The sequence below is a fragment of the Pseudomonas sp. NPDC089396 genome, from assembly GCF_044749545.1.
In the GTDB taxonomy this organism is placed as follows: Bacteria; Pseudomonadota; Gammaproteobacteria; order Pseudomonadales; family Pseudomonadaceae; genus Aquipseudomonas.
Map to the genome: position 1 here is coordinate 221,900 of NZ_JBIVIC010000001.1, position 12,900 is coordinate 234,799.

13 protein-coding genes are annotated in these 12,900 nt (G+C 63.4%); 5 read left to right on the forward strand and 8 right to left on the reverse strand.

Features of this window, described 5'->3' with window-relative positions:
- Nucleotides 1–5: 5 nt before the first annotated feature.
- The 3 genes from ACIPZB_RS01080 to phoB form a co-directional block, all read right to left on the reverse strand.
- Nucleotides 6–1,346, reverse strand: a complete 1,341-nt coding sequence (locus tag ACIPZB_RS01080; protein WP_400638667.1) for a hemolysin family protein — start codon at nucleotides 1,344–1,346, stop codon at nucleotides 6–8.
- A gap of 229 nt (nucleotides 1,347–1,575) precedes the next feature.
- Nucleotides 1,576–2,883, reverse strand: coding sequence for a phosphate regulon sensor histidine kinase PhoR (phoR, locus tag ACIPZB_RS01085; protein ID WP_400638668.1), 1,308 nt, complete (start codon nucleotides 2,881–2,883; stop codon nucleotides 1,576–1,578).
- A 47-nt stretch (nucleotides 2,884–2,930) separates the two neighbouring features.
- Nucleotides 2,931–3,620: a phosphate regulon transcriptional regulator PhoB gene (gene phoB, locus ACIPZB_RS01090; RefSeq protein WP_008091627.1), complete on the reverse strand. Its 690-nt coding sequence runs from the start codon at nucleotides 3,618–3,620 to the stop codon at nucleotides 2,931–2,933.
- Between the two features lie 174 nt (nucleotides 3,621–3,794).
- Between phoB and ACIPZB_RS01095 the strand changes: the two genes are divergently transcribed.
- A complete protein-coding gene (locus tag ACIPZB_RS01095; RefSeq protein ID WP_043273100.1) occupies nucleotides 3,795–4,166 on the forward strand; it encodes a hypothetical protein in 372 nt (123 codons plus the stop codon).
- A 112-nt stretch (nucleotides 4,167–4,278) separates the two neighbouring features.
- Here the strand turns inward: ACIPZB_RS01095 and ubiA are convergent, their stop codons facing one another.
- A complete protein-coding gene (gene ubiA, locus ACIPZB_RS01100) occupies nucleotides 4,279–5,169 on the reverse strand; it encodes a 4-hydroxybenzoate octaprenyltransferase (protein WP_400638669.1) in 891 nt (296 codons plus the stop codon).
- Nucleotides 5,169–5,726 (reverse strand): chorismate--pyruvate lyase family protein, encoded by a 558-nt coding sequence (locus ACIPZB_RS01105; RefSeq protein WP_400638670.1) that lies wholly within the window; start codon nucleotides 5,724–5,726, stop codon nucleotides 5,169–5,171. Before ACIPZB_RS01105 ends, ubiA begins: the two co-directional genes overlap by 1 nt.
- A gap of 130 nt (nucleotides 5,727–5,856) precedes the next feature.
- Between ACIPZB_RS01105 and ACIPZB_RS01110 the strand changes: the two genes are divergently transcribed.
- The 4 genes from ACIPZB_RS01110 (at nucleotide 5,857) to ACIPZB_RS01125 (ending at nucleotide 8,222) form a co-directional block, all read left to right on the forward strand.
- Nucleotides 5,857–6,024 (forward strand): rubredoxin, encoded by a 168-nt coding sequence (locus tag ACIPZB_RS01110; protein WP_008091623.1) that lies wholly within the window; start codon nucleotides 5,857–5,859, stop codon nucleotides 6,022–6,024.
- A gap of 38 nt (nucleotides 6,025–6,062) precedes the next feature.
- Nucleotides 6,063–7,211, forward strand: coding sequence for an NAD(P)/FAD-dependent oxidoreductase (locus tag ACIPZB_RS01115; RefSeq protein ID WP_400638671.1), 1,149 nt, complete (start codon nucleotides 6,063–6,065; stop codon nucleotides 7,209–7,211).
- Nucleotides 7,212–7,399: 188 nt separating this feature from the next.
- Complete coding sequence (locus ACIPZB_RS01120) at nucleotides 7,400–7,699, forward strand: HU family DNA-binding protein (protein ID WP_008091621.1); 300 nt, start codon at nucleotides 7,400–7,402, stop codon at nucleotides 7,697–7,699.
- Nucleotides 7,700–7,847: 148 nt separating this feature from the next.
- Complete coding sequence (locus ACIPZB_RS01125) at nucleotides 7,848–8,222, forward strand: helicase (protein WP_400638672.1); 375 nt, start codon at nucleotides 7,848–7,850, stop codon at nucleotides 8,220–8,222.
- Nucleotides 8,223–8,341: 119 nt separating this feature from the next.
- Here ACIPZB_RS01125 and ACIPZB_RS01130 read toward each other — a convergent pair whose 3' ends face one another.
- The 3 genes from ACIPZB_RS01130 to ACIPZB_RS01140 form a co-directional block, all read right to left on the reverse strand.
- A complete protein-coding gene (locus ACIPZB_RS01130; protein WP_400638673.1) occupies nucleotides 8,342–9,745 on the reverse strand; it encodes an HDOD domain-containing protein in 1,404 nt (467 codons plus the stop codon).
- A 78-nt stretch (nucleotides 9,746–9,823) separates the two neighbouring features.
- Nucleotides 9,824–11,902, reverse strand: a complete 2,079-nt coding sequence (gene recG / locus ACIPZB_RS01135) for an ATP-dependent DNA helicase RecG (protein ID WP_400638674.1) — start codon at nucleotides 11,900–11,902, stop codon at nucleotides 9,824–9,826.
- A gap of 3 nt (nucleotides 11,903–11,905) precedes the next feature.
- Nucleotides 11,906–12,832: a LysR substrate-binding domain-containing protein gene (locus ACIPZB_RS01140; protein WP_400638675.1), complete on the reverse strand. Its 927-nt coding sequence runs from the start codon at nucleotides 12,830–12,832 to the stop codon at nucleotides 11,906–11,908.
- Nucleotides 12,833–12,900 lie beyond the last annotated feature (68 nt).

The window sequence follows — 12,900 nt, forward strand, 5'->3', positions numbered from 1 at the left end:
GCAGGTCAATCGAGCTTGAGCACCTTGGCCAGCACGATCTTCGGCCCTTTCATCTTCTTGATGATGATGCGCAGGCCTTCGACTTCCAGCACTTCCTCTTCTTCAGGCACGCGCTTGAGGGTCTCGTAGATCAAACCGGCCAGGGTTTCCGCCTCGATGTGGTCGAGGTCGATACCCAGCAGGCGCTCGACCTTGAACAGCGGCGTATCGCCGCGCACCAGCAGCTTGCCGGGCTGGTAGGCGAGGATGCCGCGCTCGGTCTTGCGGTGCTCGTCCTGGATGTCGCCAACCAGCACTTCCAGCACGTCTTCCATGGTCAGGTAACCGATCACGTTGCCGTCGGCTTCCTCTACCAGCACGAAGTGCGCGCCGCCCTTGCGGAACTGCTCCAGCAGCTGGGCCAGCGGCATGTGCCGGGTAACGCGCTCCAGCGGCCGGGCCAGGTCTTCGAGATCGACGGTTTCGGGCAGGTGTTCGAGCTCGGCCAGCTCCAGCAGCAGGTCCTTGATGTGCAGCAGGCCGGTGTACTCCTCGCGCTCAGCGTCGTACAGCGGGTAGCGGCTGAACTTGTGACGGCGCACCAGGGCGAGGATTTCCTTCAGCGGTGCGTGGGCATCGATGCTGACCATGTCTTCCCGCGAGTTGGCCCAGTCGACCACTTCCAGCTCGCCCATTTCCACGGCCGAGGCCAGTACGCGCATGCCCTGGTCGCTTGGATCCTGACCACGGCTGGAGTGCAGGATCAGCTTGAGCTCTTCGCGGCTGTAATGGTGCTCATGGTGCGGGCCTGGCTCGCCTTGGCCTGCGATGCGCAGGATGGCGTTGGCGCTGGCGTTGAGCAGGTAGATGGCCGGGTACATCGTCCAGTAGAACAGGTACAGCGGCACGGCCGTCCACAGCGACAGCAGCTCGGGCTTGCGGATGGCCCAGGACTTGGGCGCCAGTTCACCGACCACGATGTGCAGGTACGAGATCACGAAGAAGGCGACGAAGAACGACACGGCCTTGATCAGCTCGGGGGTGTCCACGCCCAGGTAGGCCAGCAGCGGTTCGAGCAGATGGGCGAAGGCCGGCTCACCGACCCAGCCCAGGCCCAGCGAGGCGAGCGTGATGCCCAGCTGGCAGGCCGACAGGTAGGCGTCGAGCTGGTTGTGCACCTTGCGCAGGATGCTGCCGCGCCAGCCGTGCAGCTCGGCGATGGACTCGACACGCGTGGAGCGCAGCTTGACCATGGCGAACTCGGCGGCAACGAAGAAGCCGTTGAGCAGCACCAGGAACAAGGCAAAGAGAATCATGCCGAAATCGGCGAAGAGCGAGGTGAGGCTGATACCAGGGGAAGGGTCCATGATGGAGTTTTTACGGGGTCCGTCTTTGAGATAGAGAGAAAAAAGTGCCAGCTCTAGCTGGCACAGGGGATCCAATGTAGCGGCTGAGGCCACAAAAGCAAAGGGTGGTGGGGCTTTGGGGGCGCTTTGCGCCCCTTTCGCGACACAAGGCCGCTCCTACAGGCGTTCGCGATCCCCTGTAGGAGCGGCCTTGTGTCGCGAAAGGGCTGCAAAGCAGCCCCTGACGCCTTCAGCCTTTGCCGTTGGCCAGCTGCGTGGGCGCAAAGTGGCAAGTAAAGGTGCTCCCATGCCCCGGCACGCTGCTGATCTCCAGCTTGCCCCGGTGACGCATCAGCACATGCTTGACGATCGCCAGCCCCAACCCGGTGCCTCCGGTGTTGGACGCGCGACTGGAGTCGACTCGATAGAAGCGTTCGGTCAGGCGCGGCAGGTGCTTGGCGTCGATACCGACTCCCGAGTCCTGCACCGACAAGTGCGCGCCTTGGGCGTCGGCCCACCAGCGGATACGGATGCTGCCTTCGTCCTGGGTGTACTTGACCGCGTTGAACACCAGGTTGGAAAAGGCACTGCGCAGCTCCGACTCACTGCCCTTCAACTTCACGCCGGATGCAGCTTCGAGAGTGATGCGCTGGTTGCGCGGCCCGGACAGCGCCTGGGCATCGTTGTAGATCGCCTGCAGCAGGGCATCGACGGCGACCGGCTGGTTGTCCGAGGGGTAGTCGGTGGCCTCCAGCTTGGCCAGCAGCAGCAGGTCGTTGAGCAGCGTCTGCATGCGCGAACCTTGCTGGTTCATCTGTTGCAGCGCCCGGCCCCAGCGCGGGTTCACGTCTTCGACGTTGTCCAGCAGGGTTTCCAGGTAACCGGTGATGACCGTCAGCGGCGTGCGCAACTCGTGGGAAACGTTGGCCACGAAGTCCTTACGCATCTGTTCGAGCTGGTGAATGCGGGTGACATCACGCACCAGCATCAGGTGCTCGTTGTTGCCGTAGCGGGTCAGGTGCAGCTGGACACGCAGGCGATCGTTGATCGGCGAAGGGATTTCCAACGGTTCGGCGTAGTTTTCCGACTCGAAGTATTCCTTGAAGCGAGGGTGGCGCACCAGGTTGGTCACCGGTTGGCCGCCATCTTGCGGGGTCTTGAAGCCAAGCAAGGTTTCAGCGGCGCGGTTCCACCATTCCAGGTTGCCATCGCTGTCGAGCATGATCACCGCGTCACGCAGGGCGGCGGTGGATTCCTGCACCCGGTCGATCACCGCCTGCAGGCGCCCGCGCACGCGTTGGTCACGGCGCTGCAGGTGGTAGATGCTGTCGAACACTTCACCCCACAGGCCGTAGCCGTCGGGCGGTGCTTCGTCGGGCTGGTGGTTGCGTAGCCAGTCATGCAGGCGCAGCAGCTGTTTGAGGGTCCAGCCCAGGTAGAGCGCCAGGCCGATGGCCAGGCTCCAACCGTAGTAACCGCTGACCAGGCCGCCGATCAGGCAGACGGTGATCAACAACAGCAGGTGGCGAATCAGGGTCGCGTGCCAGTTCTGGTTCAATTGACGGTCCTTGTACAACGACGTGCAGCTTGGCGCCGGGGGCTCGATCAGCTTTTGGTCGAGAAGCGGTAGCCAGTGCCGCGCACGGTTTGTACCAGATTTTCATAGGCTTCACCCAGTGCCTTGCGCAGGCGCCGGATGTGTACGTCGACGGTGCGTTCCTCGACATACACGTTTCCGCCCCACACCTGGTCGAGCAATTGGCCACGGGTGTAGGCGCGTTCCTGGTGGGTCATGAAGAACTGCAGCAGGCGGTATTCGGTAGGGCCCATTTCGGCAGGCTTGCCATCGATGGTCACGCGGTGGCTGATCGGGTCGAGCAGCAGGCCACCGACTTCGATCGGCGCTTCGGTGTCGCTCGGGCCGGTGCGACGCAGCACGGCTTTGAGGCGGGCAACCAGCTCGCGCGGGGAAAACGGCTTGGTGATGTAGTCGTCGGCGCCCACTTCCAGGCCCTGGATCTTGTTGTCTTCCTCGCCCTTGGCGGTGAGCATGATGATCGGGATGTCACCGGTCAGCTCGTCTCGCTTGAGGCGCCGCGCCAGCTCGATGCCGGAGGTGCCGGGCAGCATCCAGTCGAGCAGGATCAGGTCGGGCTTGCGGTCGACGATGATCGCATGGGCCTGCTGGGAATTCTCCGCTTCCAGGCAGTCATAGCCGGCCATTTCCAATGCAACGGCGATCATCTCGCGAATAGGCGCTTCGTCGTCGACGATCAGAATGTTCCTGCCAACCATGCTCAAAACCTCTCCTGGGAAATCGTGTCTGGCCCGCATTAGATAACGGAATTATTGCAGCTGTGTGACAGGGCGTTGGCCGTTCTGGCGACATTGCGTGACTGGGCTAGGCTACACAGGGCCGTTGCGACGGCAACTCGAACTCATTCCACCCCCGAATTGATGGTGATTCCAATGACACGACACACGCTGAGCTGGATGGCCCTTTTCGCTGCACTGGCGCTTCCGGGGGTAGCGTCTGCCCACCATGCCATGGAGAAGGATGGCATGTGGGTCGATCACGCTGGCATGACCCTGTACACCTTTGACAAGGATTCAGGTGGCAAGTCGGTATGCAATGACGAGTGCGCCAAGAACTGGCCGCCGTTGATGGTCAAGAAGGACGACGAAGCGCCGAAGGACAAATGGACCCATGTGACGCGAGACGATGGTTCGATGCAGTGGGCCTATGACGGCAAGCCGCTGTACACCTTCATCAAGGACAAGAAAGCCGGAGACAAGACCGGTGATGGCGTGAAGGATGTCTGGCATATCGCCAAGCCTTGAGATTGCCGGGGCCGCCTTGCGGCCCAATCGCCGGCAAGCCGGCTCCCACAGGTACTGCGCCATTCTTGAGGGCTGTGGTGGACATGTGGGAGCCGGCTTGCCGGCGATGAATTCAGCGCAGGGCGTAGTCCAGCACCACGCTGATGAAGATCAGCAACCCCGCCCAGTGATTGTGCAGAAACGCCTTGAAGCACGACTCCCGGTCCAGCTTGCGCGTCGACCAGAACTCCCACGCAAAGCACAGCACCGCTCCCAGCAGCCCGAGGTGGAACCAGCCCCCCAGCTCGAAGCGGCTGCCTGCCAGCAACAGACAACCCAGTGACAGCAGCTGCAAGGTCAGGATGATCACTCGGTCAGAGTCGCCGAACAGGATCGCCGTCGATTTCACGCCGATCTTCAGGTCATCGTCGCGATCCACCATGGCGTAGTAGGTGTCATAACCCACCGTCCACAACAGGTTGGCGATGTACAGCAGCCAGGCACTGGCCGGCAATTCGCCGCCCGCGGCGGTGAACGCCATGGGAATGCCCCAGGAATACGCGGCGCCCAACACCACCTGCGGGTAGTAGGTGTAGCGCTTCATGAACGGGTAGCAGAACGCCAGGGCCACCGCGCCGAACGACAGCCAGACGGTCTGGCTGTTGGTGCACAACACCAGCAGGAAACTCACGGCCACCAGAATGGCGCACAGCGCCAGCGCTTCGCGCGGTCTGACCCGGCCGCTGGCCAATGGGCGGTCGGCGGTGCGTTTGACGTGGCCATCGACCTTGCGGTCGGCGAAGTCGTTGATGCAGCAGCCGGCGGCACGCATCAGCACCACGCCGAGGCCGAAAATCAGCACGTTGGCCAAGGTTGGCGAACCTTGCCCGGCAATCCATACGGCGGTCAGGGTGGGCCACAGCAACAGGTAGATGCCGATAGGCCGGTCCATTCGGCTGAGCTGGACAAAGTCCCAGGCCCGCGGATGCACGCGGTTGAGCGACTTGAGCAGTTGCAGGTACATCAGCGGTTTTCCTCCTTGGCCGCTTGCCACAGTGCCGGCAGGAACACCTCGGCTACCAGCAGGTCGAGGCCGTTGCGTTCGAAGCGCGAGCGACGCCCCCACAAGCCTTCATGGGCTACTTCGACAGGCAGCCAGGGCTGTGGATAAGTGCACACGTCGATGGGGTGGCGGATGAACGCCTGGTCGCAGAATAGCAACTCGCCCAGCGAACGGCTGCCCAGGGTTTCCAGGTCCAGGCCGCCGCGCTCCAGCGCACTGCGGCTGGCCACGCTGCGGGCGAATACCCAGGGTTGGCCATGACCGCGCAGGTACACTTCGCGCACCCAGCCTTCGGCGCTCGGAGCGATGCGCAGTGCCTGGCATTCGTCTTCGCGCAGCAGCTGCCAGCCCTCGAACAGTGGGGTAACGCTGAAGTGATCGTGGGACAGGCGGGTCAGCCGGCGAGTCAGGGAGCCTTCGTCGAACAGCCAGTCAAGGGTAGGCTGGTCGATATCGGTCGCCAGCTGTGAATACGGCAGCCACGCGACAGCGGCTGCTTGCGGGGATTCGTACGACACGTCGGTATGCTTTGTTACAGCCAGAGAGGCGGCGAGCTTAGCATGATTGCCCCGACTGCTTGCATAATGCCCGCGAAAGGGCCTTGAGCCCGTATTACAAAGCCTTAGCCTGTACCGAGGAACGACACCCATGAAGAAGTGGCAATGTATTGTCTGTGGCCTGATCTACGACGAGGCCGAAGGTTGGCCGGATGACGGCATCGCCCCCGGCACCCGCTGGGAAGATGTGCCGCAAGACTGGCTGTGCCCCGACTGCGGTGTCGGCAAGAGCGACTTCGAAATGATCGCCATCGGCTGATCCCCAACCTGTTTGCACATACGAGAGGAAAGCACGACATGACGTCCCCCGTGGTAATCATCGGTACTGGCCTGGCGGGCTATAACCTGGCCCGTGAATTTCGCAAGCTCGATGGCGAGACGCCGCTGCTGCTGATCACGGCCGATGACGGTCGCTCTTACTCCAAGCCGATGCTCTCCACAGGTTTCGCCAAGCAAAAGGACGCCGACGGCCTGTGCATGGCCGAGCCGGGCGCCATGGCCGAGCAGCTCAAGGCCGAAGTCCGCACCCATACCCGCATCAGCGGCATCGACCCGGGCCACAAGCGCCTGTGGATCGGTGAAGAGGCCGTCGAGTACCGCGACCTGGTGCTGGCCTGGGGCGCGCAAACCGTGCAGGTGCCGATCGAAGGCGATGGTGCTGATCGGGTTTTCCCGATCAATGATCTGGAGGATTACGCACGTTTTCGTGCCGCGGCTGCTGGCAAGCAGCGTGTGCTGATCCTCGGTGCCGGCCTGATCGGCTGTGAATTCGCCAATGACATGAGCCTGGGCGGTTTTCAGGTCGATGTGGTGGCCCCCTGCGAGCAGATCATGCCGACCCTGCTGCACCCAGCCGCGGCCGCTGCGGTGCAAGCCGGGTTGCAAGGGTTGGGGGTGCGTTTCCACCTCGGCCCGGTGCTGACCTGTCTGCAGCAGGAGGGTGATGGGCTCGAAGCGCACCTGTCCGACGGCAGTGTGATCGCCTGTGACCTGGTGGTATCGGCGATTGGCCTGCGTCCACGCACGGACCTGGCCGCGGCCGCCGGGCTGCAGATCAATCGTGGCGTGGTGGTGGACCGCCAGCTGCGCACTTCCCACGGCAATATCTACGCGCTGGGTGATTGTGCCGAAGTCGAGGGCATCAACCTGCTCTACGTGATGCCGCTGATGGCCTGCGCCCGTGCCTTGGCCCAGACCCTGGCTGGCAACCCGACAACTGTCAGCTATGGGCCGATGCCAATCACCGTGAAGACGCCGGCTTGCCCCCTGGTGGTGTCACCTGCGCCCCAGGGACGTGAAGGCACCTGGCAGGTGGAAGGGCAGGGCAGTGACCTGAAAGTGCTCTGCCACGCTGCTGACGGCCAACTGCTGGGTTACGCCCTGACCGGCAGCGCCGTCATGGAAAAACTGGCGCTGAATAGGCAGTTGCCCGCCCTCATGGCGTAAATGACGGGCGTTCTGTCGGATTTATCCTGTTGTTGATCACACAATGGCCGCCCTGATACTGGCGCGGCCTCGGTGGGCGTGCCATTCTCACTTCCGTCTGCCGCAGATTAGAGCCTGCGGTGCCTTGAACGCTGCTTCAATGGCAGCACGGCAATAACAACAAGAAATCCCGTCAAAGAGGCTTCACTATGCGTAAACCAGAACTCGCCGCCGTCATCGCCGAAAAGGCCGATCTGACCAAGGAAAAGGCCAACCAGGTGCTGAACGCGATTCTCGACAGCATCACCGGTGCCCTGGACAAGGACACCGTCACGCTGGTCGGTTTCGGTACCTTTGAAAAACGCCATCGTGGTGCCCGCACCGGGAAAAACCCGCAAACCGGCCAGCCGGTGAAAATCAAGGCCAGCAACACCGTTGCCTTCAAGCCTGGCAAGAACCTGCGCGACAGCGTCAACACACCTGCCAAGCCGGCCAAGAAAGGCAAGTGATCGATTCCTGACATCCCCAGTGTCAGCACAACGGGCGCCCTCGGGCGCCCGTTGTGCGTTCTGCAGACATCGTGTGGCGAACTTGCATAATTAGTCCAGGAAAAGGATAGACTGCGCACTTCAGTCATATTTCATTCGAGGCGCGTTGATGAAGTTCCGCTTTCTTCTCTGGGCCATGGGACTGCTGATGGCCAGGGCCAGCCGCAACAACCCGGCGTTTCAGCAGCAACTCAAAGACAAGGACCTGGTGTTCCAGATGCAGACGCTGGACGGCAAGGTCGCCCGGCACTTCATCGTCAGTGACCAGCGCATCAGCAGCAAAGGCGGTGTGCACGTGCAGCCGGCCTTCGCCATCGCCTTCAAGGACGCGGCTTATGGCTTCGCCACGCTGCAGGCGGGCAACAAGCAGCTGGCGTTCATGCAGGGGATTCAGGACAAGAGCATCCAGATCAAGGGCAATCCGGCGCTGGTGATGTGGTTCCAGGGGCTGATGAAGTACCTGAAACCGAAGAAGAAGGGCTGATATCGCCGGGGCCGCTTTGCGGCCCTTTCGCGACACAAGGCCGCTCCTACAAAGGCACCGCGTTCCCCTGTAGGAGCGGCCTTGCGTCGCGAAAGGGCTGCAAAGCAGCCCCAACGGCCTTAATGCGGTGCGTTGAACTGCGAAGCCAGCTCACGCAACAAGGTCTCGGCTTCCAGCACCTTGTTCACCGCGTCCTCAGCCTTCTCCCGCGTAATGCCAAGGCGCTCGAGCAGTTCATCAGGAATCGCTTCCTGCGGCCCCGAGCCAATGCCCCGCGTGCGCAACAGACGGGTCGCCAGGCACACCAGGTTCGGATACGCGGCGTATTCACCGTCATACGTAGGGTCGTGCTGGAAGCGCAGCGCGGTGGACAGCTCTTCAGGCATATCCCACAGCTTCATCAGCCAGGCGCCGATCTGTTCGCGGCTGATACCCAGCAGGTGCTGTTCGACGAAGGTGTGGCACAGATGCGGGTTGACTTCCAGGTGCCGGCAGATCAGCGAGAAGTGCGGCGGGAACACATGGGCCAGCAACAGGTAACCGAAGTTGTGCAGCAACCCTGCCAGGTAGGTCAGGCCGGCCTCTGGGCGTTCGGCGCGCGGCATGGCGCGGGTCAGCCCCTCGATGATCGCCGCGGTGTAGATCGACTGCTGCCAGTAGGGCGTAGCCTGCTGCGGATGATCCTTGGGCAGGCTCAGGGTCTTGCCCAGCGCCAGGCCCAGGGCCAGGTTGATCACCAGGTCGAAGCCCAGTACGCGAACGATGGCATCTTCCACCGAGCGAATCTTGCCGGGTGAGGCGTAGTAGGGCGATGCGGCCCAGCTGACCACTTGGGCGGCCAGGGCGGGGTCGGTTTCGACCACGCCGGTGATGTCGTCGATGCTGGCGTTGGGGTCGACGCGCAGCTTGATGATCTTCTGCGCGGTGTCGGCCAGCGGTGGGATCTCGATGGTTTCTTCCAGGCGCTTCTGGATGCGGCGGGCGGTGAACGCCTGGACGGCCTGGGTGATTTCCCTGGAGTCGTCGTCTGGCCGGTCAAGGTTAGGGCGTATCTCCCTGACCGGTTGACCGAAACTGCCGGCGCTGGCCTTGGCCAGCATGCGCTTGTAATCGTCACGCTTGATTTCCAGCAACAGGCCCGCCTCGCCAGACTGGATCAGCAGGTGTTCGGCATCGAGCAACTTGCCTTCGTAGAGGCACGGCGAACTGGTCAGTGCCGGAATGCCAGGCAGGGCCTTGAGCTGGTGCTTGTCGAGCATCTGCTTGAGGCGTGCGACGGGTACGGCCTGGAGCTTGCGGCCGGTCAGTTCTTCCAGGCGATTGAGGTCGAGCAGCTTGGTCTGTGGGAACAGCACCATCAGCGCGCCGATCTCGTCGTCGAGCAGGATCGCCTGCACGCGTGCGGCGGCTGGCAACTGCGGAAGATCTGGCACCTCGCGGTAGGCCACGCCCAGTTTTTCGAGCAACAGCCGGATGACAGACGGGGCGTGCGGGGTTGCGGTGTCCAGGGCAACTTCAGTCATGGTCTGTATCCACAAATTCTTTGAAACGCGAAGTATAACCAGCCTGATCGCAAAGCTGGATCCATTCTGGGACAGGCGTCACACCTGGCCATATTGCTGGCCGTGACGCAGCCAGCGGTCGAGCAACGGGCTGACATGCTCCGGCCAGCGCGCCAGCAGGGCCTGGGCGGCGTCGCGCACCGCCGGCAGCAGGTCGGCGTCGCGCATCAGGTCGGCGACCTTGAACTGCAGCAGGCCGGTCTGGCGCGTCCCGAGCATCTCGCCAGGGCCGCGCAGCTCCAGGTCCTTTTCGGCGATGATGAAACCATCGTTGGTTTCCCGCATGATCCCCAGGCGTTCGCGACCGATCTGCGACAGTGGTGGATGATACAGCAGCACGCAGTGGCTCACCGCGCTGCCCCGGCCTACCCGGCCGCGCAGCTGGTGCAACTGCGCCAGACCCAGGCGCTCGGGGTTCTCGATGATCATCAGGCTGGCGTTGGGCACGTCGACGCCCACTTCGATCACCGTGGTGGCCACCAGCAGTTGCAGGTTGCCTTGCTTGAATTCGGCCATCACCGCGGCTTTTTCCGCGGGCTTCATGCGCCCATGGATCAGGCCTACGCGCAGCTCGCCCAACGCACTGCCGAGGTCTTCATAGGTGCTTTCGGCGGCCTGGCAGGTGAGCTCCTCGGATTCTTCGATCAGGGTGCATACCCAGTAGGCCTGGCGGCCTTCGGCACAGGCGGCGCGGACCCGCTCGACCACCTCGAAGCGGCGACTGTCGGCCACCAGCACGGTATTCACCGGTGTACGGCCTGGCGGCAGTTCATCGAGCACCGAGGTGTCGAGGTCGGCATAGGCGCTCATGGCCAGGGTGCGCGGGATCGGTGTGGCGGTCATGATCAGCTGGTGCGGGCAAAGTTCGCCGGCCACGCCCTTTTTGCGCAAGGCCAGGCGCTGCTGGACGCCGAAACGGTGCTGTTCGTCGATGATCGCCAGGGCCAGATGTTTGAACTGCACCTCTTCCTGGAACAGCGCATGGGTGCCGACCACCATCGGCGCACCCTTGGCGATCTGCTCCAGGGCGCTGGCGCGGGCCTTGCCCTTGAGCTTGCCGGCCAGCCAGGCGACTTCGAGGCCCAGCGGTTCGAGCCAGCGCTTGAAGGTGATGTAGTGCTGTTCGGCGAGAATCTCGGTGGGCGCCATCAGCGCCACCTGGTAGCCGGCTTCCAGGGCCTGCAGCGCGGCAAGGGCGGCGACCACGGTCTTGCCGGCGCCGACATCGCCTTGGACCAGGCGCATCATCGGCTCGGCCTGGCTCAGGTCGTAAGCGATTTCGTTGGCCACCCGCTGCTGCGCCCCGGTCGGCTGGAAGCCCAGGTTGGCCAGGTACTGCGCCTGCAGGCGCTTGGCCTTGGGCAGCACCGGCGCGCGCAGGCTGCGCAGGCTCTCGCGCAGGCGTTGCTGCGACAGCTGGTGGGTCAGCAGCTCTTCGAAGGCCAGGCGATGCTGGGCCCAGTGCTGGCCCTCGGCAAGCTCGTCGAGGTCGGCATCGGCCGGTGGGTTGTGCAGGTAGCGGATCGCATCGTCCAGCGGCGCCAGGTGATAGTCGCGGGCCAGTTCGTCGGGCAGCCAGTCCGGCAGACTGCGCGGGCCAAGCATGCCCAGGCTCTGCTGGCAGAGCAGGCGCAGGCGCTGCTGGGTGAGCCCTTCGGTGGACGGGTAGATGGGCGTCAGGGTCTGCTCGACCGGTGGCGCTGGCTCGTCGCCGTTGAGCGCGCGGTACTCGGGGTGGTAGATCTCCAGGCCCGAGGCACCCGGGCGGGCCTCGCCGTAGCAGCGCAGGTGGGTGCCGCGTTTGAGGCCCTCTTTCTGCGCATTGCTGAAGTGATAGAAGCGCAGGCTGAGCACGCCGCTGCCATCGCCCAGGCGCACCACCAGGCTGCGGCGCTTGCCCATGGTCACATCGGTACCGCTGACCACGCCTTCGATCACCGCATCCTGCCCTGGGCGCAGTTGGCCAATGGGCACCACGCGGGTGCGGTCCTGGTAACGCAAGGGCAGGTGGAACAGCAGGTCTTGCAGATTCTCCAGGCCTACCTTGGCGAGTTTTTCCGCCATGGCTTCGCCAACGCCCTTGAGCGCGGTGACCGAGACCTTCGACAGCTCACTCATGGATCAGGCCGATTGTTCCACGGGTGGTTTGGCCACCGAGCAAAGGCGAATCGAGTCGGCGAGGATCTCGATGGCCTTCGGCCGCGGGAAGCTGGCGCGCCAGGCGATGGCCACGGTACGGAACGGTGCCGGTGCTGTCAGTGGGCGAACTTCGATCACCCCTGGCGCGTAGTGGTGGCTGTGCACCGCAGACAGCGGCAGGATCGACACGCCCAGGCCGGAGGCGACCATGTGGCGGATGGTTTCCAGCGAGCTGGACTCGACCGTGGTGTGCTTGGCGCCTTCACCGCCCTTGTTCAGCGTCGGGCAGGCTTCCAGAACCTGGTCGCGGAAGCAGTGGCCCTCGCCGAGCAGCAGCAGGCTCTTGTCGTTGAGCATGGCGGTGTCGATGGTCTTTTTCGCCGTCCAGGGGTGGTCGGCGGGCATCAAGGCACAGAATGGCTCATCGTACAGCGGCAGGGTCAGTACGTCGGCTTCGTTGAAGGGCAGGGCGATGATCACCGCGTCCAGTTCGCCGTTGCGCAGTTTCTCGCGCAGGATGTGGGTGAAGTTTTCTTCGATGTACAGCGGCATCTGCGGCGCCACGCGGTGCAGCTGCGGGATCAGGTGCGGGAACAGGTAGGGCCCGACCGTGTAGATCGCACCGACCTTGAGTGGGGCGGTCAGCTGGTTCTTGCCGGCCTGGGCCAGCTCGCGGATACCTTGGGCTTGCTCCAGAACCTTCTGCGCCTGGGCGACGATGCTCTCGCCGACCGGGGTCAAGCGTACCGCGCTCTTGCTGCGCTCGAAGATCAGCACACCAAGCTCGTCCTCCAGCTTTTTCACGCCGACCGACAGGGTCGGCTGGCTGACATGGCAGCGTTCGGCGGCGTGGCCGAAGTGCTGCTCCTGGGCGAGGGTGACGATGTAGCGGAGTTCTGTGAGGGTCATAACGTGCGTCCATGAAGTTGCGGGCCCAGCATAGCGGCTGCAATCGATAGACGCACGTTATCAGACTT